The sequence below is a fragment of the Occultella glacieicola genome (assembly GCF_004353825.1).
Classification (GTDB): domain Bacteria; phylum Actinomycetota; class Actinomycetes; order Actinomycetales; family Beutenbergiaceae; genus Occultella; species Occultella glacieicola.
In genome coordinates this window covers 60923-83714 of record NZ_SMNA01000005.1, presented here as the reverse complement: position 1 = coordinate 83714, position 22792 = coordinate 60923, and the positions used below count along the sequence as shown (strand labels likewise).

Sequence of the window (22792 nt, the reverse complement as noted above, 5' to 3'; positions counted from 1 at the left end):
GCCCGGGCTGGATACCGTTGCGGACCGCACCGGGGCGGTGGAAAAGGTCGATTATACCTACCGGTGGCCATCGCGAGGCCAATGGATAGTTCGGCCGATGCCCGAAGTCGCCATCGTCGGCGGTCCGCCGCAGCCCCCACGATAGGCTGACCGCGGTCGATCAGAGCCGTGCGCGAGCCGGGAACCGAGAGGGGACGCGATGAGTCACGAAGCGCCGTCCTCCGCCGGTCCGGGCGGTCCGGGCAGTGTCGGGAGCCCGGGGCCGACCGTGGATCCCGCACCGTCGGTGTACCCGCAGGCGTGGCCGCCGAGCCCCTACGCCCAAGGCCCGCAGGCGCCGCGTTCGGGCGTCCACTTCCCCGAGCCGGCCGGGCGTGTCGCCGAGCCGGTCGGTTCCCTCCCGTCGGCGGCCAGCGGTGGCTGGTCACCGCCGGGCGGGACCCGGCCGGCTCCGCCGGCACCGGTGCAGATGCCGCCCTACGGGTACCGGTACCGGGAGATGCCCGCCTACCCTGCGCCCCGGTTCCCACCGCAGGCACCACCGCCCCCGCGTCGGCGGGGCGGGCCGCCGCCCGGGTGGGTGATGGCCCTCGGTGCCGTCCTGGTCGTCGCGCTCGTGGTGCTGGCCTCACTGGCCTACCTCCAGGACCGGAACGCCGAGCCGACGGCGGGCCCCGGCACCGCCGAGATGCCCACCGACGACGGGTATGGACGCCCGAACACGAACGCCGACGGCCGGTTCACCGGAACCCACCTGAGCGAGCAGCTCAACGCGGCGCTCGCGGCCCGGGACCGGGACGCCTTCTTCCGCTACGTCAGCGGTGACGCGGTCGAGCCGCTGTCGCTGTGGTGGGACAACATGGGCGTCCTCGGCTGGAGCCGGGGTGTGTTCTCGATGCAGGGCCTGCAGAACTCCAGCTACCGGGACAACACGGCCGTGCAGAGTGTCCAGCTCGGCGCCGTGACCGCCGGCTCCCCTGCGATCCCGGCCGATTCCGACCACCCGGATGCCGGCCGGGAGTACGCCCCGGTGAACGGCTACCGCGCCACGATCGCCGTCAGCGACGACGGCGCGAGCGGGATGATCACCGGCTGGGAGGTCGAGGAGGACCCGGCGCCGTGGGACCTCGAACCGCTGTACGCGGTGATCACCGAGCATTCCGTCGTTGCCGGCTACGTCGACGAGGTCGCACTGATCGATTCCGTGGCGGAACCCGCCGAGGAGAGCGCCCAGTGGGTCGTCGAGCGGTACGAGACCGAGACCGGTGTGGCGAACGCCCAGCGCTTCCTCTCCTTCTACAGCGAGGACATGGACACCTTCAACAGCTGGTTCATCAACCCGGACGAGTTGGACGGCTGGACCGGGGACCGGGCGGGCACGCTGTTCCCGCAGTCGCGTCCGTTCCCGGGGCCCGGGATCGGTGAGGACATCGCCACCGGCGGCTGGAACACCACCGCGGGCGGCGTCGTCACGGTCGGCCCGAACGGCCTGGCGTACGGCATCTCGGACACGCAGGACACGATCACGCACGAGTTCATCCACGCGATCCACGAGGTGAACGTCCCCGAGGCGGCGTACGCCGGGTCCCCGGTGACCGAGGGCTGGGCCACGTACAACGAGTCGCTCTTCCAGGGGCACGGCACCTACGCCACCCGGCTGAGCTACACGGGGCGCGTGCTGAGGGACTGCGTGGAGGACCTCGACGGTTCGTTCCCGTCCGAACGGGACTTCGAGGACGTCGAGGACGTCGGCTGTGCCTATTCGCTCAGCGGCAGCATGTATGCGTACGCGGAGTCGCTCGGCATCGACGTGTTCGACCTCTCCGACACGGCGCTCGAGACCGGGGAGTCCCTGCCCCGGACCGCCATGGAGATCGCTGACACCGACCTGACCGCAGAGGGCTGGACCGCGTGGCTCGAGGCGAACTTCGGTTGAGGCGGGTTCGTCGGCTCAGGTGCCGAGGGTGAGGTTCAGTCGGTGAAGGTGCACGCACGGACAAGGCCGGTCGTGGCCTCCTCGCTGGTCGCGACCTCGGCGGTGATCCGGACCGTGTCCGCAACCTGCGGACCGATCTCCACCTGGAGCAGCCCCACCTGCCCGTAGCCGGTACTGAGGGCCTCCAGCGTGCACACCGCGCTGCGCTCGGCCGGCTTCGTGACGTCGAAGGTCACGCGCACCGACTCGGAGTCCACGACGTGGAAGCCGACGTCACGGCTCTCCACGGACGGGGCGAACATGTCGACGGCGATCCAGGCCAGGACCGCGATCCCGGCCACGGCCAGCGCCGCGATCAGGATCCGTGCCCGCAGGCGTCGCCCACCGCCGGCGGTCCGTCGGCCGTAACGGTCCGCGAGCAGGGCCGCGGTAGCGTCCTGCTCGGTCCGGGCCGGTGCCTGCACCACGCGTACCATCCTTAGACTGGGAGTCCCGCGCGCGGAGTTCGGCGCGCGTCGTCGTGCCCATTGTCCCACCCGCCGATCCCAGGAGGATCACTTGGCTGCGCAGAACCTGCGGCTCATGGCCGTGCACGCCCACCCCGACGACGAATCGAGCAAGGGCGCGGCGACCATGGCGCGGTACGCCGCCGAGGGCGTCGAGGTCCTCGTCGTGACGTGCACCGGCGGCGAGCGCGGCGACATCCTGAACCCGCGTCTCGAGAACGACCCCGAGGTGCTCCGGGACATGCCGGGCTATCGACGCCGGGAGATGGCCGCAGCGGCGGCCGAACTCGGGATCTCGCAGCGCTGGCTCGGCTTCGTCGACTCCGGGCTGCCGGAGGGGGACCCGCTGCCGCCGCTGCCGCCGGGGTGCTTCGGGCTGGAACCGCTCGAGGTGAGCACCGAGGCGCTGGTGCGCGTGGTCCGGGAGTTCCGGCCGCACGTGATGACCACGTACAACGAGAACGGCGGCTACCCGCATCCCGACCACATCATGACCCACCGGGTCTCGGTCGCGGCGTTCGACGCGGCCGCGGACCCGGACGCGTTCCCGAGCGCCGGTCCGGCCTGGGAGATCGCGAAGCTGTACTACGACCACGGCTTCTCCCGGTCCCGCGTGGTCGCCATCCACGAGGCCGTCCTGGCTGCCGGTAAGGACTCCCCGTTCGCGGAGTGGCTGGAGCGCTGGGAGGACCGCGACGACCGCGCCGACCAGGTGACCACCAGGATCGAGTGCGCCGACTACTTCGACCAGCGCGACCGGGCCCTGCTCGCGCACGCGACCCAGATCGATCCGGACGGGTTCTTCTTCGCCGTGCCGCGTGAGATCGAGCGGGAGTCCTGGCCGTTCGAGGAGTTCGAGCTGGTCCGGTCCCGGGTCGTGACGAGCGTTCCCGAGACCGACCTGTTCGCTGGCATCCGGGAGCAGGTGTGATCGCGCCGCTGCTGGCCGAGGACGTGCCCGACCCGAGCGTGGTCACCCCCGGCATCGGCGGGTTCGCGGTGTTCTTCTTCCTGGCCCTGGTCGTGTTCTTCCTGGCCCGCGGCCTCGGCAAGCACATGCGCCGGGCGCGCACGAACGCCGCCGCGCAGGCCCGGTCGGACGCCGAGGACACTGCCGACAGTGCCGACACTGCCGACACTGCCGACACTGCCCACCCTGCCGGCCCGACCGGCTCCGGCGACCCGGTGAGCCCCACCGACCCGCCCGGCGGCACCCGGCCATGACCACCCTCCCGGTCGCCGTCGCGCAACTGAGCGCGACCGCGGACGCCGACCACAACGCGCGGCTGGCGACCGCGGCGATCGCGGACGCGGCCGGCCGCGGCGCGGAGCTCGTGGTCCTGCCCGAGTACACGTCCGGCTGGGCGCCCCGGCTCGGCCCGGACCTGGCCCAGCCGGCGGACGGCTCCTTCATGCGCGCCGTGTGCGAGGCCGCGCGGGCGGCGGCGGTGCACGTCGTGGTCGGCACCACCGAGACCGGCCCGACGGCGGAGGAGGGCCGGGCGCGCAACGTCGCCGTCGCGATCGGTCCGGATGGCACCGTGCGCGGCCGGTACGTCAAGGTGCACCTGTTCGACGCCTTCGGGGTTCGGGAGTCCGACGTGCTCATGCCCGGCGATCCCGACCCGGCGAACACGCTCGTCCTCGACCTCGGCGGGCTCCGGGTCGGGGTCGCGACGTGTTACGACCTCCGGTTCCCGGAGGCCTTCCGGGTCCTTGCCGATGCGGGCGCGCACGTCCTCGTGGTGATCGCGGCCTGGGCCGAGGGCCCGGGCAAGGTGGCCCAGCTGCAGACCCTGGCCCGGGCCCGTGCGCTGGAGAACACGAGTTATCTGCTCCTGGCGAGCCAGAGCGGACACGGCCGCAGCGGGCACAGCGCGATCATCGACCCGCTCGGCGTACCGATCGCCGAGACCGGCGACGAGACCACGGCGACCTTGCGCGCGGACCTGGACCCCGCCGTCGTGAACCGGGTCCGCGAGACGGTTCCGAGCCTGCGGCACCGCCGCTACCGGGTGGTGCCCGCGGGCTGACCGGACGACCGGTGAGCGCGGGCTACTTCTTCTTCTTTCCCTTCTTTCCCTTCTTTCCTTTCTTGTCCTTCTCCTTGGAGCCTGTGCCCCCGCCGCCCCCGCCGCCCCGACCGCCGTCGGTGTCCTGGTGTTCGTGGGCCTGGTAACCCGGCTCGGACATGGTGGCGGCGAGGCGCGCCTTCTCCTTCTCGACATCGAAGTCCGCCGTCGGCCAGGACAGGTCGAGATCGGACAGCGCCCGGTAGAGCAGTTCCGTGACGGCGATCCGGGCGTACCACTTGTGGTCCGCCGGCACCACGTACCAGGGGGCTGCCTCGGTGGAGGTGCGCGTGAACATCTCCTGGTAGGCGCCCTGGAACTCGTCCCACTTGAGCCGGGTGTCGACGTCGCCCGGGTTGTACTTCCAGTGCTTGTCGTCGCGTTCGAGCCGTTCCCGGAGCCGGGCACCCTGTTCCTCGTAGGAGACCATCAGGGCGACCTTGATGAGGGTGGTGCCCGCGTTGACCACCTGCCGGTCGAACCTGTTCAGCTCGGCGTAGCGGCCCTCGTTCTCCTCGGCCGGCTCCAGGCCGTCGACCTTGACCACGAGCACCTGCTCGTAGTGGGACCGGTCGAACACACCGATCTTGCCCGCCGGCGGAAGCGCACGACGGATCCGCCACAGATGATGGTGCTTGCGCTCCTCGGCGGTGGGCACTCCGAACGACGCGAGCGCGACGCCCTGCGGATCGAGCATCCCGAGGACGTGCCGCACGATGCCGCCCTTGCCGGCGGTGTCGAGCCCCTGCAGGACGAGCAGGACCGACCGGTCGCCACCGGTGCGACCGTCGGCGAACAGGCGTTCCTGGAGGTCGGACAGTTCCTCACCGCGGGCGGCCATGGCCTTCTCGGCGGCGGCCTTGCCCTCCGACCAGCCGGGCGTAGCGTCCCGGTCGAGGTCCGCGAGCACGAAGTCCCGGCCGGCGCGGAGCAGCTCCCCGGGCGCCTCGTCCCACTCAGCGTGCTTGCCCATGCGGCTCTCCCTCGTGGCGCGGCGACGTGCTGGGTCCAGCCTAGTGCGGGGCCGGTCAGACTGCCGAGAACGCCGCCAGGGCGATCGCGATCGCGTGGCAGGAGTAGCCGATGACCGTGCCGGTGTGGAAGACCTCGTGGAACCCGAACCAGGTGGGGCTGGGGTTCGGGCGCTTGAACCCGTACGCGAGGGCGCCGAGGGTGTACCCGAGGCCGCCCGCGATCACCAGAAGCGCGATGGCCGGCCCGCCGTTGGCCCAGAAGGCCGGCAGGAAGCCGACCGCGACCCAGCCGAGGGCCACGTAGACCGGGACGTAGAACCACCGGGGCGCACCGAGCCAGAAGACCCTGGCGAGCAGCCCGGCCACGGCGCCGCCCCAGACGAGCCAGAGCAGCAGGGTCGCGGTGCTCGGGGGAAGGAGCAGGACGGCCAACGGCGTGTAGGTGCCGGCGATGACGCCGAAGATGTTCGAGTGGTCGAGCCGGCGGAGCACCGCAAAGGCGCGCGGGGACCAGGTGCCGCGGTGGTAGATCGCGCTGGTGCCGAACATGACCACGGTGGTCAGCGCGAACACGGCGGTGCTGAGCTTGGCGGCCGGGGTCGAGGACCCGACCACCAGGACGATCCCGACCACGAGTGCGACCGGGGCCATGACGGTGTGGATCCAGCCGCGCAGCCGTGGCTTGACGGGCGCGTCCGTGATGAGCGGGTTCGTGGAGGGGGCCACAGGCTCCGGCGCCGGCCGAGGCCGGTGGGTTCTGGTGCGTGCCATGAGGACCCTCACATTCGTGGAGCAGCCTGGTTCGGGCCACCGTTCGATGGTCCTTACGTCATCGTAGGTTACGCAAGCGTAGGTCCATGCATCGGTTGAGAGTTGTAGCGTGTGTCCGTTCCCACCGATGGTGCGAGCGATCACCGCCGGATGTACACCCATGCGAGGAGGAGCGGAAACCGAGATGCGGCCACCGAACTTCCTGTACGGCATCTACGAGCGCAGGCTCGCGAACCAGATGCACGGCCGACCGGTTCCACATCACATCGGCGTGATGCTGGACGGGAACCGCCGCTGGGCCCGCTCGGTCGGACTGGAGACGGCCCAGGGGCACCAGGCCGGGGCGGACCGGATCACCGACCTGCTCACCTGGTGCGAGGAGGTGGGGGTGGGGGTCGTCACGTTGTGGATGCTCTCCACCGACAACCTCCGGCGCGATCCCGCCGAGATCACCGACCTCCTCGAGATCATTGCGGCCACCGTCGCGAAGCTCGCCACCTCCAGGCGCTGGCGCCTGCGGATGGTCGGCGAACTGGACCTGCTGCCGGCCGAGATCGCCGACCGGCTCCGGGCCGCCGAGGCCCTCACCGAGGACGTCGACGGTGTGCACGTCAACATCGCCGTCGGGTACGGCGGCCGGCACGAGATCGCGAACGCGGTGCGCTCGCTGATCAAGGAGTACACCGAGCAGGGCCGCCCGCTCGAGGACCTCACCGACGTGGTCACCGTCGAGAAGATCGCCGAGCACCTGTACACGAAGGGCCAGCCGGACCCGGACCTGGTCATCCGCACCTCCGGTGAGCAGCGGCTCGGCGGCTTCCTGCTCTGGCAGAGTGCCCACAGCGAGTTCTACTTCTGCGAGGCCTACTGGCCGGACTTCCGCCGGGTGGACTTCCTGCGGGCGCTGCGCTCCTACGGCGAACGTGAGCGCCGCCTCGGGCGCTGACCGGGCGGCCCCCGCCAGGGCTCCGTGGCCGGTGCCGTGCATCCGGTGCTCGTCCGCACCCGGACCCGTTGATGCAGAACCTTGCGCGGGCTGTCCTGACGGCACCAGGCCCTCTTGGGCGGGCGGGGAATGTGTCCGGCGGGTGAACTCTTCGCGATCCGCGCGCCACGCCGCGTCGATCCCACTCCGGACGTCGGCACGGTCGTAGCGTGGTGATCACTGGGTGGCACTCCGGCCACCCACCGGGAGGCCAGCCCATGGAGCACACGCTCAGGTGGGAGAGGGGCCGCCGGCCCCTCGTCGGGCCGACCGCCCTCACCCCGCACCCGCAGCGCGGCAGTGCGCAGCGGAGCAGGTTCACCTGGAGGAGCTACCAGTGACCCGTGAGTCCCTCGCGTTCGACGATCCGATCGATGTCACAGCAACGGGTAGATCGATGGGCGGTGAGGGACTCCACGGTCCCTTGCCGGTGCCCGACCCGCAGGCAGCCGACGGCGCACGCGTCACGTACGTCCTCGACACCTCGGTGTTGCTCTCCGACCCCCGCGCGATCTACCGCTTCGCCGAGCACGACGTGGTGCTGCCGATCGTGGTCGTCACCGAACTGGAGGCCAAGCGCCACCACGCCGAGCTCGGCTACTTCGCCCGCAGCGCCCTGCGCATCCTCGACGACCTGCGGGTCCGGCACGGCAAGCTCGACGAACCGATCGAGGTGGGGGAGGCCGGCGGCACGGTCCGGGTCGAGCTGAACCACTCGGACCCGTCGATCCTGCCCTCGGGCCTGCGCCTGGGCGACAACGACACGCGGATCCTGTCCGTCGCGGCGAACCTGCGCTCCGAGGGGCTTGACGTCCGGGTCGTCTCCAAGGACCTGCCGATGCGGGTCAAGGCGTCCGCCGTCGGCATCAGGGCCGAGGAGTACCGGGCCCAGCTCGCCGTCGACTCCGGCTGGCGGGGGATGTCCGAGGCCCAGGTCACCGAGACCGAGATGGCGACCCTGTTCGGTGAGGAGCGCCTGACCATCGCGGAGCTGGCGGTCGGCGACGGCGTCCGGGACCTGCCCTGCCACACCGGCCTGGTGCTGCACTCGCCGCGGGGATCGGCACTCGGGCGGGTGACGCCGGACAAGCAGATCTCGTTGGTCCGGGGCGACCGGGACGTCTTCGGGATGCACGGCCGCAGTGCCGAGCAGCGGATCGCGATCGACCTGCTCCTCGATCCGGAGATCGGCATCGTCTCCCTCGGGGGCCGGGCGGGGACGGGGAAGTCCGCGCTGGCCCTCTGCGCCGGGCTGGAGGCCGTCCTGGAACGGCGTGAGCACCGGAAGGTGATGGTGTTCCGGCCGCTGTACGCCGTCGGCGGCCAGGAGCTCGGCTACCTGCCCGGCAGCGAGGCCGAGAAGATGAACCCCTGGGCCCAGGCCGTCTTCGACACCCTCGGCGCGGTGGTCTCCTCGGAGGTCGTCGAGGAGGTCATGGACCGCGGCATGCTCGAGGTGCTCCCGCTCACCCACATCCGCGGCCGGTCGCTGCACGACGCGTTCGTGATCGTGGACGAGGCACAGTCGCTCGAGCGGAACGTCCTGCTCACGGTGCTGTCCCGGATCGGGCAGAGTTCGCGGGTGGTCCTCACCCACGACGTGGCCCAGCGGGACAACCTGAGGGTGGGACGTCACGACGGCGTCGCTGCCGTGATCGAGGCGCTCAAGGGACACCCGCTGTTCGCGCACGTGACGCTGACGCGGTCCGAGCGATCCCCGGTCGCGGCGCTCGTCACCGAGCTGCTGGAGGGCATCGAAGCCTGAGCTCCGTCGCCGACCTCATGCGCACTGCGCATGAGGTCGGCGCAAGATCGCGCGACACGCGCTGTGTTCCATCTCACGAAACCTCGCGATATCTCAGATGTGAGATATCGTGACGGCATGACCGTGATTGAAGAGACCGATACCTCCGTCGCCGAGATCGGCACCCTGATCCGCGGGGCTCGGCAGAACAAGGGCTTGACCCAGAGCCAGCTCGCCGAGCGCCTGAACACCTCGCAGAGCGCCATCGCCCGCATCGAGCAGGGCAGTCAGAACCTCTCCGTCGAGCTCCTCGCCCGGATCAACCGGGCCCTGGAGGCGGACCTGCTCTCGATCGGGGCTCCCCGGGCCTCGCACCTGCGGGTGACCGGCGGCCAGCAGCTCTCGGGCACGATCACCGTCAAGTCGTCCAAGAACGGCGCGGTCGCCCTGCTCTGCGCCTCGCTCCTGAACCGGGGAAGGACCCGGCTGCGCGGCGTCGCCCGGATCGTCGAGGTGGACCGGATCGTCGACGTGCTCCGGTCGATCGGGGTCCAGGCCACCTGGTCCGCCGACGGTAGGGACCTCGACATCGTGCCGCCGGCCCGACTGGACCTGAGCGGCATCGACTCGGACGCAGCCCGGCGCACGCGCAGCATCATCATGTTCCTCGGTCCGCTGCTGAACTCCGAGGCCACCTTCGACCTGCCCTACGCGGGCGGCTGCGACCTCGGCACCCGCACCGTGGAGCCGCACATGATCGCCCTGCGGCCGTTCGGACTGGACGTCGTGGCCACCTCGGGCGCCTACCACGCGACCGTGGAGCCGAACCGTCCCGAGGACATCAAGGTGGTGCTCACCGAGCGCGGTGACACGGTCACCGAGAACGCGATCATGGCCGCCGCGCGGCACCCGGGCGTCACCACCATCCGCAACGCCAGCCCGAACTACATGGTCCAGGACCTGTGCTTCTACCTCGAGCTCCTCGGGGTCCGGGTGGACGGTATCGGCACCACCACCCTTCGGGTGCACGGCCGATCCGAGATCGACGTCGACGTGGACTACGCACCGTCGGAGGACCCGGTCGAGGCGATGAGCCTGCTCACCGCCGGCATCGTCACGCACTCGGAGATCACGGTCTCCCGGGTGCCGATCGAGTTCATGGAGATCGAGCTCGCGACGCTCGCCGAGATGGGACTGCGCTACACCGTCTCGGAGGAGTACACCGCCGCGAACGGCCGGACCCGCCTCGTCGACGTCACCGTCCACCCGAGCGACCTGCACGCCCCGATCGACAAGATCCACCCGATGCCGTTCCCGGGCCTGAACATCGACAACCTGCCGTTCTTCGCCGTCATCGCAGCGTCGGCATCCGGTCACACCCTCATCCACGACTGGGTCTACGACAGCCGGGCCATCCACCTCACCGACCTGAACCGGCTCGGCGCCGACGTGCGCCTGCTCGACCCGCACCGTCTCGACGTCACCGGCCCCACCCACTGGTCCGGCGCGGAGGTGAGCTGCCCGCCCGCGCTACGCCCCGCCGTCGTGATCCTGCTCGCGATGCTCGCCGCGAAGGGGACCTCCGTCCTGCGCGGCGTCGACATCATCGCTCGTGGCTACGAGCAGCTGCAGGAGCGCCTGATCGAGCTCGGCGCGCAGATCGAGACGTTCCGGGACTGAACGCCCGCCGCGAGCCAGGTCGGAGCCCCCAGGGGCCGGCCTGGCTCGTGCGTTCCCGGGCCGTGGCGTCCGGCCCGCCGGTCGGTGGGCGTGCGGGCCCTCGACGTGCGCGCCGCACCGATCGGGTGTTGGCTGGGCGCCAAGATCCAGCGAAGACGCGATTCTGGGAGGACCGGTGCGTCGAAACCGAATGGTCGCGGCGACCCTCGGAGCCGCGCTCGCGGTGACGGTCGCCGGGTGTGCGCCCGACGAAGGGCCGCCCACCCTGAACTGGTACATCAACTCCGACAACGGCGGCCAGGCGCAGATCGCGGCGGAATGCACGGAGGCCGCGGACGGCGCCTACACCATCGAGACGGTGCTGCTGCCGCGTGACGCCGCGGCCCAGCGGGAACAGCTCGCGCGCCGCCTCGCCGCGGAGGACAGGTCGATCGACCTGATGAGCCTGGATCCGCCGTTCATCCCGGAGCTGTCCGAGCCAGGCTTCCTCGCGCCGGTCCCCGAGGACGTGGCCGAGGACGTCTCGCAGAACGTGGTGCAGGGCTCGCTGGACTCGGCGACCTGGAACGACGAACTCGTCGCGATCCCGTTCTGGGCCAACACCCAGCTGCTCTGGTACCGCGAGTCGGTGGTCGAGGAGGCCGGGCTGGACATGTCGCAGCCGGTCACCTGGGACCAGTTGATCGAGGTGGCTACCGATCAGGACCGCTATCTCGCGGTGCAGGGGATCAAGGGGGAGTCCCTCACGGTCTGGATCAACGCCCTGATCACCTCGGCCGGCGGGCAGATCATCGAGAACCCGGGCGCGAGCGCGGAGGACACCGAGCTGGGCCTGGAGACCGACGCCGGACGTGAGGCGGCCCGGATCATGGGGCAGATCGGTCGCGAGGGTCTCGGCGGTCCCGGCCTGCCCACCGCCGACGAGTCCGCATCGCTGCAACTGTTCCAGGGTGACGACGCCTCGTTCATGGTGAACTGGCCGTTCGTGTGGACGTCCACGCAACAGGCGGTCGAGGACGGCCTCATCGACCAGTCGGTGCTCGACGACTTCGGCTGGGCGCTCTACCCGGCGGTCACCGAGGGCACGGACTCCGCGCCGCCGGTCGGCGGGATCAACCTCGGCATCGGTGCGTTCAGCGACCACACCGACCTGGCGTTCGAGGCCGCCCAGTGCATCGTCACCCCCGAGCACCAGGCGTTCTACATGGTCAACGACGGGAACCCCGCCTCGAACACCGAGGCCTACGAGGACCCCGAGGTCCAGGCGACCTTCCCGATGTACGAACTCATCCGGGACTCGCTCGAACAGGCGGTGCCCCGGCCGCAGACCCCCCTCTACAACGAGATCAGCACCGGTCTGCAGGAGACCTGGCACCCGGTCTCCAGCGTCGACCCGGACACGACTCCGGAGGCGGCCACCGAACTCATCACCGCCGTCCTGAGAGGGGAGCGTCTGCTGTGAGTCACAGTGCGAGCGGGCCCGCGCCCGCGACCGACGTCAACAAGCCCGACCGGCGCGGCAGGAGCGCAAGGCCACGCGCGAGCGACCGGGCCCGATCCGAGGCCCGGCTCGGAATCCTGCTCGCCGCGCCGGCCTTCATCGTCATGCTCGCCGTCACGCTCTACCCCATCGTGCAGGCGTTCATCGACTCCCTCTCCCGGATCCGGCTGACCGCGCCGGACGCCAACGAGTTCGTCGGGTTCGGCAACTACGCGGTGGTGCTCAGCGACCCGGTGTTCTGGTCCGCGATGTGGGTGACGTTGTTCATCATGGTGGTGACCGTGGCGGTCGAACTCGTGATCGGGTTCGCCCTCGCCCTGGTCATGCACCGGGCCATCAAGAGCCTGCGCGGGATCCTGCGGACCGCGATCCTGGTGCCCTACGGGATCATCACGGTGGTCTCCGCGTTCGCCTGGTTCTACGCGTTCGACATCAGTTCCGGGTACGTGAACTCCTGGTTCGACTGGGTCCCGGGGGTCAGCGAGGACCTGAACTGGTTCGCGAGCCAGGGCACCAGCCTGTTCGTGATCATGGCCTCCGAGATCTGGAAGACGACGCCCTTCATCTCGCTGCTGTTGCTGGCCGGCCTCGCCCAGGTCCCGGGCGAGCTCGAGGAGGCCGCCAAGGTCGACGGCGCGACCTCCTGGCAGGTGTTCAAGCGCGTGATCGTGCCGAACATGAAGGCCGCGATCATGGTGGCCGTGCTGTTCCGGGCGCTCGACGCGTTCCGCATCTTCGACAACGTCTTCGTGATGACGAACGGTGCGAACGGCACCACGGTGCTCTCGCTGCTCGCCTACCGGACCTCGATCGGGCGCCTGGAGATCGGGCTCGGGTCCGCCGTCTCGGTGCTGCTGTTCCTGTCCGTGGTGCTGATCTGCTTCGTGGCGATCAAACTCTTCAAGGTCGACCTCTCCAGCGCGCGAGGAGGCAACTGATGGCTCTCACCGGACGCCAGAAACTGTGGTGGGTGCTCATCACGGTGCTCGTGCTCGTCTACGCGCTGTTCCCGGTCCTGTCCATCCTGGCCACCTCCTTCAAGCTCCCGGGCGACCTCAGTTCCGGCAGGTTCCTGCCGACCACGTGGACGTGGGAGAACTACGCGCAGATCCTCGCCCCGGACGGTTCGGCCCGGGACCTGTTCCTGCCCGCGCTGCGCAACTCCATCGGCATCTCGCTGATCGCGACCCTCATCGCCGTGGTGCTGGCCACCGTGGCGGCGTACGCGATCGCCCGGCTGGACTTCCCCGGCAAGCGGCTGGTGCTGACCACGGCGCTGGGGGTCTCGATCTTCCCGGTGATCTCGATCGTGACGCCGCTGTTCAACATCTGGCGCTCGATCGGGCTCTACGACACCTGGGCCGGGCTGATCATCCCGTACCTGTCGCTGACCCTGCCGATCTCGATGTGGACCCTCGCGGCGTTCTTCCGGCAGATCCCGTGGGAGCTGGAGCAGGCCGCCCAGGTGGACGGGGCCACGCCGATGCAGGCCTTCCGCAAGGCGATCGTCCCGCTGGCCGCGCCCGGTGTGTTCACGACCGCGCTGATCGCGTTCTTCATCGCCTGGAACGACTTCGTGTACGGGATCTCGCTGACCTCCACCAGTGCCGCGCGGCCGGTACCCGCGGCGCTCGCGTTCTTCACCGGCGAGTCCTACTTCGAGGATCCGACCGGCGCCATCTCGGCGGCAGCCGTGGTGGTGACCGTCCCGGTGATCGTGCTGGTGCTGCTCTTCCAACGACAGATCGTGGCCGGACTGACCCAGGGAGCCGTCAAGGGCTGAGGCCCTGACGCGAACGACTAGAAGGAGACATCGGAGATGGCGTCGATCACCTTGAACCACATCGTGAAGCAGTACGGCGACGGGTTCCCGGCCGTGAACGACGTGAGCCTGGACATCGCCGACGGCGAGTTCGTGATCCTGGTCGGTCCCTCCGGCTGCGGGAAGTCGACGCTGTTGCGGATGATCGTGGGCCTCGAGGACATCACGTCCGGTGACCTCGAGATCGACGGGAAGCGGGTCAACGACCTCGCCCCGCGGAACCGGGACCTCGCGATGGTGTTCCAGAACTACGCGCTCTACCCGCACCTGACCGTGTACGAGAACATCGCGTTCCCGCTGCGGCTGACGAAGGGTCAGTACTCGGACTCCGAGATCGACTCCCGGGTCCGCAACGCCTCGTCGCTGCTCGAGCTCGACGAGCACCTGGACCGCAAGCCCGCCAACCTCTCCGGTGGACAGCGCCAGCGGGTCGCGATGGGCCGCGCGATCGTGCGCCAGGCCCAGGCGTTCCTGTTCGACGAGCCGCTGTCCAACCTGGACGCCAAGCTCCGCGGTCAGATGCGCACCGAGATCGCCCGGCTACAGCGCCGGCTCGCGACCACCACGGTGTACGTCACGCACGACCAGACCGAGGCGATGACGCTCGGCGACCGGGTGGCCGTGCTCCGCCGCGGAGTCCTGCAGCAGGTGGCCAGCCCGCGGGCACTCTACGACCAGCCGGTCAATCTGTTCGTGGCCGGGTTCATCGGCTCGCCACCGATGAACTTCCTGCCCGGCCGCGTGGACGGCGACCACCTGGTGGTGCCGTTCGCGCGGATCCCGATGGACGAACGCCTGCGGACCGCGATCGGCAGCCGTGACCTGGTTATCGTCGGGATCCGCCCGGACGCCTTCGAGGACGCCGACGTGGTCAGCTCGGACAAACGCGGCGACGGCGTCACGTTCGACGCCGACGTGGACGTCACCGAGTGGCTCGGGTCCGAACTGTATGCCTACGTGCCGTTCGAGACCGACCCGGCAGTCCAGAAGCAGCTCGAGGAGCTCGACCGGGAGCTCGACGGGGAGGGCATGCGGACCCAGCTGGTGGTGGCCCTGGACTCCCTGAGCAGCATCCGGGACGGTGACGCCGCCACGCTCTGGTTCGATCCAGCGTCGGTGCACGTGTTCGACCCGGAGAGCCAGGACAGCCTCACCCGGGACGACGACAAGGCCGCGTCGATCGACGCCGACGCGGCCAAGGCCCGGCAGCGTGCCACCGCTCGGGCGAAGGAGCGTGCGGCCCGCGAGGACGCCGCCGCATCCTGAGCCGGACGCTCAGATCTTGCCGATGGTCTCCACCACGGAGGCCCGGCCGTCGGCGAGCGTGTACTCGACCCCGACGATCGCGCACCGGCCCTGTCGCACGGCCTCGGCCAGGCTCGCGGAGTAGCTCTGCAGCATCCGGACCGTGGCTCGCACGTGCTCGCGGCGCAGTTCGTCCGCGTCCGGGATCCGCATGGTCCGACTGTCGTCGTGGAAGAAGTCCGAGAGCGACCAGGACGGGTCGCTGCGGGTGACCAGGCTCGGGATCACCCGGTCCACGATCGCGCGCACGAAGCCGGACGGCAGTTCCCCGGTGGCGAGGGCGTGGCTCGCCGCCCCGACGGCGCCGCAGTGGTCGTGGCCGAGCACCACCACGAGCGGGGCGCCGAGGATGTCCACCCCGTACTCGATGGACCCCAGCACGGTGGTGTCCACCACATGCCCGGCGGTGCGGACCACGAACATGTCACCGAGGCCGCGGTCGAAGATGATCTCGGCCGCCACCCGCGAGTCCGAGCACCCGAACAGGACCGCGAACGGGTGCTGTTCCGTGGAGACCTCGGCGCGCCGGTCCACACCCTGGCTCGGGTGCTCCATCCGCCCGTCGACGAAGCGGGTGTTCCCGGCCATGAGTTCGGCCCAGGCCTGGGCCGGGGTGGGGCGTCGGTTCATCGGTCACCACTTTCGAGTTCGCTGCGGGTGGGAGGGCTGGCGCCGGCCCGGGAGACGGTGATCGCGGCGATCGCCGCCGCGTGCCCCATCACGGCGCGGAGGGCGTCGGCGTCGACGGCGTGCAGGGCTTCGCGCCGGTCGGCGCCGAGCAGGTCGGCGCTCCAGAGCCCGTCGATGAGCCCGCCCATGTAGGAGTCGCCGGCCCCGACGGTGTCGACCACCTGCACCCGGGGAGAATCGAGGGTGACCTCGACGCCGGTGCTGGTGACGGCGAAGGATCCGGCGCCGCCTCGGGTCAGCACGACCACGGCGGGACCGGAGGCCGCCCAGGCCCGGACCACGTCCTGCGGATCGCGGCCCGGCTGCAGCCAGGCGACGTCCTCGTCGGAGACCTTGACCAGATCCGCACCGGCGACCAGCCCGGTGACCGTGGGCAGCGTCTGAGCTGCCGTGCCCATGATCGAGGGCCGCGCGTTCGGGTCGTAGGAGATCGTGGCGAACTCCCGGGCCGCCACCACGAGTTCGGCGACCGCGGCACCGCCGGGCTGCAGGGTGGCGCCGATCGAGCCGACGTGCACCACGACCAGGTCGCCGTCCAGCGTCACCTCGGGCACCCGCCAGTCGAGATCGAACGTGTAGGTCGCGGCGCCGTCGGCGTCGAGGGTCGCGACGGCGGTCGACGTGCGGTCGGCGCGATCGGACAGCGGCACCAGGCGTACCCCGTTGCCGGTCAGGTGGTCGCGGACCAGGGCGCCGTGGGCGTCGTCGGAGAACCAGGTGGCCAGCTCGGCGTCCCGTCCGAGTCGGGCCAGGCCGAGCGCGACGTTCGCCGGGGAGCCGCCCGGGTGCTCGGTCACGGTCCCGTCGGCTGCGTGGACCACGTCGACGAGGGCCTCCCCGATGACCAGCGCGTGCGTCATGAGCCGGCGTCCTCGTCGGCCTCGGCCGGGCTGTCCGCGACGACGTCGGCGTCGGGCTCCACGAGTGAGACCGTGACGTCCCCCTTCGCGGCCGCGAGCCGGTCCCTGGCGGCGTCGAGCCACCGTTGGCAGCGGTCGGCGAGGGCCTCGCCACGCTCCCAGAGCGCGAGGGAGTCCTCGAGGTTGGCGGCGCCGGACTCGAGGCGACCGACCACCTCGACGAGTTCGTCCCGAGCCTGCTCGTAGCTGAGTTCCGCAACATCCGGAGTGTTCACGGCGTTCATCCAACCACCTCGTCGTCGGTGCGCGTACCGACGTCCCGAACCGTGACCCCCAGGCGGCCGCCGGCGACCAGCGCGGAGAGGCCCTCACCGACCGTGACCTGTGCAGGCGAGCGCACCACGGCGCCGTCGTCGGTGCGCAGCACGGCGTAGCCCCGTTCCAGCGTCGCCTGCGGGGACAGGGTGCGCAGCGCCGTCCGCAGGTTCGTCAGGTCCGCGTCGGCGCGGTCGAGTCGATGCCCGACGGCGGCACGTCCGGCCGCACGGGCCCGCTCCAGGGCGTGCAGCCGCGGGCCGACGATCGACGTCGGGTCCGCGAGCACCGGGCGGTCCCGGAGCGCGGCCAGCCGCTCGCTCTCGGTGCGTAGCCGCCGGGTCAGGGCGCTCGTCATCCGCTCCCGGGCCTGGGCGATCCGGGCCAGCTCCTGGGTGACGTCGGGCACGATCCGCTTCGCGGCATCGGTGGGGGTCGAGGCGCGGTAATCGGCGACCAGGTCCAGCAGCGGGGCGTCCGTCTCGTGGCCGATCGCGGACACCAGCGGCGTCGCGCACTTCGCGGCGGCGCGCACCATCGCCTCGTTGGAGAACGGCAGGAGGTCCTCGACCGAGCCGCCACCCCGGGCGATCACGATCACCTCGACGTCGGGATCGGCGTCCAGGTCCGCGATCGCGCGGCTGACCTCGGGCACGCAGTGCGGGCCCTGCACGGCGACCTCCCGGATCTCGAAATGGACCTGGGGCCACCTGGCCCGGGCGTTCACGAGGACGTCGTGCTTGGCCTTGGCGTTCGCGCCGCAGATCAACCCGACCCGCCCCGGCAGGAACGGCAGGGGCCGCTTGCGCTCGGCGTCGAAGAGCCCCTCGGCGGCGAGCACCCGCTTGAGGTGCTCGATCCGGGCCAGGAGCTCCCCGAGCCCGAGAGCCCGGATATCGTTCGCACGCAGGCTGAGCGTGCCGCGCTTGGTCCAGAAGCTCGGCTTGGCGTGCACCACCACGTGGGCGCCCTCGGTGATGGACTCCCCGCGGGCGGCGAGGAGCCGCTTGAGCATGGTCACGGACAAGGACATGTCCACGTCCGTGTCCCGCAGGGTCAGGTAGGCCGAGGCCGAGGCGTTGTGGGCGTTCACCTGGACCAGTTGACCCTCGACCCAGACGGGCGCCATCCGGTCCACGTAGTCGGCGATCTTCGCAGCGAGGAGCCGCACCGGCCAGGGCCGCTCGGCCGTGGTCTCCAGGGCCTTGGCGGGCAGGTCGCCCGGGCCGTTCGTCGGACCGCTCATCCCCCTAGGGTGCCCTACCGTGGGGACATCGTCGTCATCGCCGGTGGGCGCCCGCGGACCACCCGCGCCACGTCCGCGCGTGCGGCCGGGACCACTCGCGTCACGTGCCCGTGGCCCGCTTGGTGTCGCGGTCGGACTCGTCACCGCCGTCGGACTCGAACAGGTCGAGCAGATCGTCCGAGCCGGAGCCCAGGACGAGGTCGCGTTCGGCGCGGGCCCGCGCATCCGCCGAACCGCGCCGGCGCCGCGGCCCGCTCGTGATCTCCGGGCCGTGGACGTCGGACTTCTGCGCGGGCACGGCCAGGATCTCCAGCGGCGGCGGCACATCCATGGCCGGTTCGAGGCCCTGCAGGGCGCTGAACCGGCGCGCCTGCGTGATGACCTGGGAGTCCAGGGAGGAGTTGAGCTTGTTGAACGCGTCCACGGTCGAGTTCAGCCGCTTGGACAGCGTCTCCAGGTGCCGCCCCATGGTTCCCAGCCGCTTGTGCAGTTCCCGGCCGACGGTGAACACCTGCTGCGCCTCGGCGGCAAGCATCTCCTGGCGCCACGTGTAGGCGACCGTGCGCAGTAGCGCGACCAGCGTGGCCGGGGTGGCCAGCACCACGTTCCGCTCGAACGCGTGCTCCAGGATCGTGGGGTCCTGCTCCAGGGCGGCATTGAGGAACGTCTCCGCCGGCAGGAACATCACCACGAACTCCGGTGTGTTCTCGAAGTGGTCCCAGTACGCCTTCGCGCCGAGGCTCTCGACGTGGGTGCGCACGTGCCGGGCGTGCGCCTGCAGACGCTTGGTCCGGACGGCGTCGTCCTTGGCCTCCATCGCCTCGAGGTAGCCGCTGAAGGCCACCTTCGCGTCCACGATCACCTGCTTGCCGCCCGGCAGCTTCACCACGAGGTCGGGGCGGAGGTTGCCGTCGTCGGTCGCGACCGTCTCCTGCTCCTCGAAGTCCACGTGCTCGACCATGCCGGCCGCCTCGACGACCCGGCGCAACTGGAGCTCGCCCCAGCGGCCGCGCACCTGCGGTGCCCGCAGCGCCGTGACGAGCTGGCTGGTCTCGGTGCGCAGCGACTCCGAGGAGGTGCGCATCTGGTTGACCTGCTCGGCCAGTGTGGAATGGGCGGCCAGGCGGGCCTTCTCCGCGCTGGTCATCTCCGCCCTGACCTCACCGAGGGTCCGGCTCAGCGGTTCGACGAGGGCCTTGACCGCCTGCTCCCGCTTGGCCAGTTCGGCGTCCCCGGCCTGCTGGGCGCGCTTGAACCGTTCCTCGGCCTGCTCCAGGAACGCCTGGGTGTTGGCGGCCAGGGCCTTGCGGGACAGGGCCTCGAAGTCGTCCGAGAGTCGCTTCTGATCCGCGCGCATCTCGTCCAGACGCTCCTTCGTGGCGGCCTGCTCGGCCTCGAGCCGTTCTCGGGCGGCCGCCCGCTCCGTCTCGAGGCGGCCCTGGGCGTCGGCGCGTTCCGCGCCCAACCGCTCGCGCGCGGCCTCGGCCTGCTGCTCGAGCCGCTGCGTGAAGTGCTCCTGCTGGGCCGCGAGGCGTTCGGCGAAGCCGGCCCGCTCGTCCTCCAGCCGGGCCGCCTGGGCACGCTCGAGCGCGGCGACCTGCTCGGCCCCGTTGCGCTCGAGGGCCCCGACCCGCTCGGTGTGGGCGCGCTCCAGGGTGGTCACCTGCTGCTCGGCGGACCTGCGTTCGGAGGCGAGCTGCTCGCGCAGTCCGGCACCGCCCGCGCGGCCGGCGAACCACCCTGCGGCGACGCCCGCGAACAGCGCCGCGACGGCCAGAAGAACCCCGATGACGTCCATGTCCTCCACTCTCGCATCGGTCACCGACAATGCGCGGAACTGACGCGCTGACGGCGAACCCACGCTCCGCCGTCGGGCCCGGACACCGCCTACGGTGGTGCCATGTCCGCCCAGCAACCGCCGCCCTCGGGTCCGCCCCGCCTGGACCCCTTCGCCCCACCCGCGCCCGATGCGCTCCGGCCACCGCGGCCGGTCGCCGGCCAGCCCCAGGGCGCTCCGCAGCCCACCGCACCGCCGCCGCCTCCGGACCCGAACGCCGCGTTCTCGATCCGCGGCCTGTGGAAGCGGTTCGGTGACAAGACCGCCGTCGCCGGCGTCGACCTCGACGTCCCGAGCGGCTCCTTCTACGGGATCGTCGGGCCGAACGGCGCCGGGAAGACCACCATGCTGTCGATGGCCACCGGCCTGCTCCGCCCCGACTTCGGCACCGTGAGCATCCACGGCGCCGACTTCTGGTCCGACCCGGTCGCGGGCAAGCGCCGGCTCGGGGTCCTGCCCGACGGCGTGCGTCTGTTCGACCGGCTCACCGGCGAACAGCTGATCACCTACGCCGGGCTCCTGCGCGGCATGGACCGGGACGTCGTCGCCGAGCGCACCGCGGACCTGCTGCGCGCGCTCGACCTGGCCGCGGACGCGAAGACGCTCGTGGTCGACTACTCCGCCGGCATGACCAAGAAGGTCGCCCTGGCGTCCGCGCTGATCCACGCGCCGGCGATCCTCGTGCTCGACGAGCCGTTCGAGGCCGTCGACCCGGTCTCCGCGGCGAACATCCGCGACATCCTCGCGTCCTACGTGCGCAGCGGCGGCACCGTGGTGGTCTCCTCGCACGTGATGGACCTGGTGCAGCGCATGTGCGACCACGTCGCGATCATCGCCTCCGGGCGGATCCTCGCGGCGGGCACGGTCGACGAGGTCCGGGCCGGGGCCAGTCTGGAGGACCGGTTCGTCGACCTGGTCGGCGGGCGGCAGAGCGCGGAGGGGTTGGCATGGTTGCGCTCTTCGTGAGGCTGCGCCTGACGCTGATGGCGAACAGCTTCAAGCGCAGCGTCTGGCAGTTGATCGGCTTCATCCTCGCGGCCCTGTACGCGGCCGGCCTGGTCGTCATGGCCGTCTTCGGCACCGTCGTCGGGGTCCGCGCGGACCCGCACATCACCACGGACGTGGTCACGATCGTCGGGGCCGTGACCGTGCTCGCCTGGTGGGTGGTCCCGCTGTTCGCCTTCGGCGTGGACGCCACGCTGGACCCACAGCGGCTCGTCACCTACGGGGTGCCCAGGCGCAGCCTGCTCGCCGGCCTGACCGCGGCCGGCCTGACCTCGGTGCCGGGCTTCGCCATGGTCGCGCTCGCCCTCGGCATGGCGCTGGCCTGGGTCCGCGAGCCAGCGACGCTGCTGGCCGCCCTGGTCGGCGGCGCGCTCGCCGTCGCGCTCTGCGTGGTCGGGTCCCGGGCGATCACGACGGCGTTGGCCCCGTTGCTGGAGTCGCGCCGTTACCGCGAGGTGCTCACGATCGCGGCGTTCGTGCCGATCATGCTGGTCGGGCCCGCGTTCGCCTGGGGTGCCGCCCGCCTGGAGGAGGGCGGATCGGGCCTGGCCGAGCAGATCCCGGCGCTGCTCGAACAGGTCGCCCGGATGGCCGGGTGGACGCCGTTGGGTGCCCCGTGGGGGCTCGCCGGATCGGTGCACGACGGCGAATGGCTCCTCGCGCTCGCCCGGTTGCTGATCGCCGGCTTCGCCCTGGGTCTGCTGTGGTGGCTGTGGGACGTCTCGCTCGCTCGGTCGTTGGTGTCCCCGCCCACGGCGGGGGCGGGCAAGGGCCGGTCGAAGGGGCTGGGCTGGTTCGACCGGACGCCGGCCACCCCCGCCGGGGCCGTGGCGGCCCGGGCGCTGACCTATTGGTTCCGCGACCCGCGCTACTCCGGGTCGGTCGCCGTGATCCCGCTGCTGCCGGTGGTGCTGCTCGCGGTCGGCGGCGGGTCCGCGAACGAGATCCTGTTGATCCTCGCGCCGCTGACCGCGTGGATCCTGGGCTACGCGATCTCCGCGGACATCTCCTACGACAGCAGCGCGTTCGCGCTGCACGTGGCGACCGGCGTCTCGGGGCGCGACGACCGGACGGGCCGGGTACTCGCCGTCGGGATCCCCGGGCTGGTCGTGGTGGCCGCCTTCGCGGCGATCTCCCTCGGGGTGACCGGACGGTGGGACCTCGCCCCGGTCGTACTCGGCGCGTCCCTCGGGGCGCTCGGGGTCTCGCTCGGGGTGTCCAGCGTGACATCGGCCCGGCTGCTGTACCCGACGCCCAAACCCGGCGACAGCCCGTTCAAGCAACCCCAGGGGGCAGCCATGGCCACCATGATCTCGCAGGGCCTCGGATCCCTCGCGAGCATGGTGGTGTCGCTGCCGTATCTCGCGCTCGCGATCGCGGCCCTGCTCACCTCCAGCGCGCTGCTCGGCTGGCTGACGCTGGGAGTCGGTGTGGTCGAGGGGGTCGCGGTGATGCTGCTCGGCATCCGGTGGGGTGCGCGGATCTTCGACCGCCGTGGTCCCGAGCTGCTCCAGCAGGTCATGTCCTACGCGTGAGGCGGCTG

The 22792-nt window shown here is 71.1% G+C and carries 21 protein-coding genes; 13 read left to right on the top strand and 8 right to left on the bottom strand.

Annotated elements, in window-relative coordinates; translation table 11 throughout:
• The first annotated feature begins 199 nt into the window (after positions 1–199).
• Entirely contained in the window at positions 200–1936 is a 1737-nt protein-coding gene (locus EXU48_RS10755; RefSeq protein WP_133107663.1) for a hypothetical protein, read from the top strand.
• 35 nt (positions 1937–1971) lie between these two features.
• Here the strand turns inward: EXU48_RS10755 and EXU48_RS10750 are convergent, their stop codons facing one another.
• A complete protein-coding gene (locus tag EXU48_RS10750) occupies positions 1972–2403 on the bottom strand; it encodes a DUF4307 domain-containing protein (RefSeq protein ID WP_165962764.1) in 432 nt (143 codons plus the stop codon).
• A 115-nt stretch (positions 2404–2518) separates the two neighbouring features.
• Between EXU48_RS10750 and mca the strand changes: the two genes are divergently transcribed.
• From mca to EXU48_RS10735, 3 genes are read left to right on the top strand one after another with little or no spacing between them, the layout of a single operon-like run.
• Positions 2519–3373 (top strand): mycothiol conjugate amidase Mca, encoded by an 855-nt coding sequence (gene mca / locus EXU48_RS10745; RefSeq protein ID WP_133108024.1) that lies wholly within the window; start codon positions 2519–2521, stop codon positions 3371–3373.
• Positions 3370–3666, top strand: a complete 297-nt coding sequence (locus EXU48_RS10740; RefSeq protein WP_133107661.1) for a hypothetical protein — start codon at positions 3370–3372, stop codon at positions 3664–3666. Before mca ends, EXU48_RS10740 begins: the two co-directional genes overlap by 4 nt.
• Positions 3663–4475, top strand: coding sequence for a nitrilase-related carbon-nitrogen hydrolase (locus tag EXU48_RS10735; RefSeq protein ID WP_133107660.1), 813 nt, complete (start codon positions 3663–3665; stop codon positions 4473–4475). Before EXU48_RS10740 ends, EXU48_RS10735 begins: the two co-directional genes overlap by 4 nt.
• 22 nt (positions 4476–4497) lie before the next feature.
• Here EXU48_RS10735 and EXU48_RS10730 read toward each other — a convergent pair whose 3' ends face one another.
• Positions 4498–5487 carry a PPK2 family polyphosphate kinase gene (locus tag EXU48_RS10730; protein WP_133107659.1) on the bottom strand — a complete coding sequence of 330 codons (990 nt, stop codon included), beginning with the start codon at positions 5485–5487 and terminating at the stop codon, positions 4498–4500.
• A 55-nt stretch (positions 5488–5542) separates the two neighbouring features.
• On the bottom strand, positions 5543–6214 hold the full coding sequence (trhA, locus tag EXU48_RS10725) for a PAQR family membrane homeostasis protein TrhA (protein WP_235856969.1): 672 nt from the start codon (positions 6212–6214) through the stop codon (positions 5543–5545).
• A 229-nt stretch (positions 6215–6443) separates the two neighbouring features.
• Between trhA and EXU48_RS10720 the strand changes: the two genes are divergently transcribed.
• The 7 genes from EXU48_RS10720 (at position 6444) to EXU48_RS10690 (ending at position 15257) form a co-directional block, all read left to right on the top strand.
• The gene (locus EXU48_RS10720; RefSeq protein WP_133107657.1) at positions 6444–7205 is read left to right on the top strand and encodes an isoprenyl transferase; all 762 of its coding nucleotides are present in this window, start codon (positions 6444–6446) and stop codon (positions 7203–7205) included.
• A gap of 436 nt (positions 7206–7641) precedes the next feature.
• Positions 7642–9009 (top strand): PhoH family protein, encoded by a 1368-nt coding sequence (locus tag EXU48_RS10715; RefSeq protein WP_133108023.1) that lies wholly within the window; start codon positions 7642–7644, stop codon positions 9007–9009.
• Between the two features lie 117 nt (positions 9010–9126).
• The gene (locus tag EXU48_RS10710; RefSeq protein ID WP_133107656.1) at positions 9127–10668 is read left to right on the top strand and encodes a UDP-N-acetylglucosamine 1-carboxyvinyltransferase; all 1542 of its coding nucleotides are present in this window, start codon (positions 9127–9129) and stop codon (positions 10666–10668) included.
• Between the two features lie 190 nt (positions 10669–10858).
• Positions 10859–12130: an extracellular solute-binding protein gene (locus EXU48_RS10705; RefSeq protein WP_133108022.1), complete on the top strand. Its 1272-nt coding sequence runs from the start codon at positions 10859–10861 to the stop codon at positions 12128–12130.
• Positions 12127–13107: a carbohydrate ABC transporter permease gene (locus EXU48_RS10700; protein WP_133107655.1), complete on the top strand. Its 981-nt coding sequence runs from the start codon at positions 12127–12129 to the stop codon at positions 13105–13107. The genes EXU48_RS10705 and EXU48_RS10700 overlap by 4 nt, the downstream gene beginning before the upstream one ends.
• Positions 13107–13952, top strand: coding sequence for a carbohydrate ABC transporter permease (locus EXU48_RS10695; RefSeq protein ID WP_133107654.1), 846 nt, complete (start codon positions 13107–13109; stop codon positions 13950–13952). Before EXU48_RS10700 ends, EXU48_RS10695 begins: the two co-directional genes overlap by 1 nt.
• A gap of 36 nt (positions 13953–13988) precedes the next feature.
• A complete protein-coding gene (locus EXU48_RS10690; RefSeq protein ID WP_133107653.1) occupies positions 13989–15257 on the top strand; it encodes an ABC transporter ATP-binding protein in 1269 nt (422 codons plus the stop codon).
• 9 nt (positions 15258–15266) lie between these two features.
• Here EXU48_RS10690 and EXU48_RS10685 read toward each other — a convergent pair whose 3' ends face one another.
• The 5 genes from EXU48_RS10685 to rmuC form a co-directional block, all read right to left on the bottom strand.
• Complete coding sequence (locus EXU48_RS10685) at positions 15267–15926, bottom strand: carbonic anhydrase (protein ID WP_133107652.1); 660 nt, start codon at positions 15924–15926, stop codon at positions 15267–15269.
• The gene (locus tag EXU48_RS10680) at positions 15923–16846 is read right to left on the bottom strand and encodes a carbohydrate kinase family protein (protein WP_133107651.1); all 924 of its coding nucleotides are present in this window, start codon (positions 16844–16846) and stop codon (positions 15923–15925) included. Before EXU48_RS10680 ends, EXU48_RS10685 begins: the two co-directional genes overlap by 4 nt.
• The gene (locus tag EXU48_RS10675) at positions 16843–17130 is read right to left on the bottom strand and encodes an exodeoxyribonuclease VII small subunit (protein WP_133107650.1); all 288 of its coding nucleotides are present in this window, start codon (positions 17128–17130) and stop codon (positions 16843–16845) included. Before EXU48_RS10675 ends, EXU48_RS10680 begins: the two co-directional genes overlap by 4 nt.
• A complete protein-coding gene (gene xseA / locus EXU48_RS10670; protein WP_165962759.1) occupies positions 17127–18407 on the bottom strand; it encodes an exodeoxyribonuclease VII large subunit in 1281 nt (426 codons plus the stop codon). Before xseA ends, EXU48_RS10675 begins: the two co-directional genes overlap by 4 nt.
• A 100-nt stretch (positions 18408–18507) precedes the next feature.
• Positions 18508–20205 (bottom strand): DNA recombination protein RmuC, encoded by a 1698-nt coding sequence (gene rmuC, locus EXU48_RS10665; protein ID WP_235856968.1) that lies wholly within the window; start codon positions 20203–20205, stop codon positions 18508–18510.
• Positions 20206–20307: 102 nt separating this feature from the next.
• Here rmuC and EXU48_RS10660 point away from each other — a divergent pair, with 102 nt between their 5' ends.
• Both EXU48_RS10660 and EXU48_RS10655 read left to right on the top strand, forming a co-directional pair.
• The gene (locus tag EXU48_RS10660) at positions 20308–21210 is read left to right on the top strand and encodes an ABC transporter ATP-binding protein (protein ID WP_133107648.1); all 903 of its coding nucleotides are present in this window, start codon (positions 20308–20310) and stop codon (positions 21208–21210) included.
• Positions 21192–22784: a hypothetical protein gene (locus EXU48_RS10655; protein WP_133107647.1), complete on the top strand. Its 1593-nt coding sequence runs from the start codon at positions 21192–21194 to the stop codon at positions 22782–22784. Before EXU48_RS10660 ends, EXU48_RS10655 begins: the two co-directional genes overlap by 19 nt.
• Positions 22785–22792: the final 8 nt, after the last annotated feature.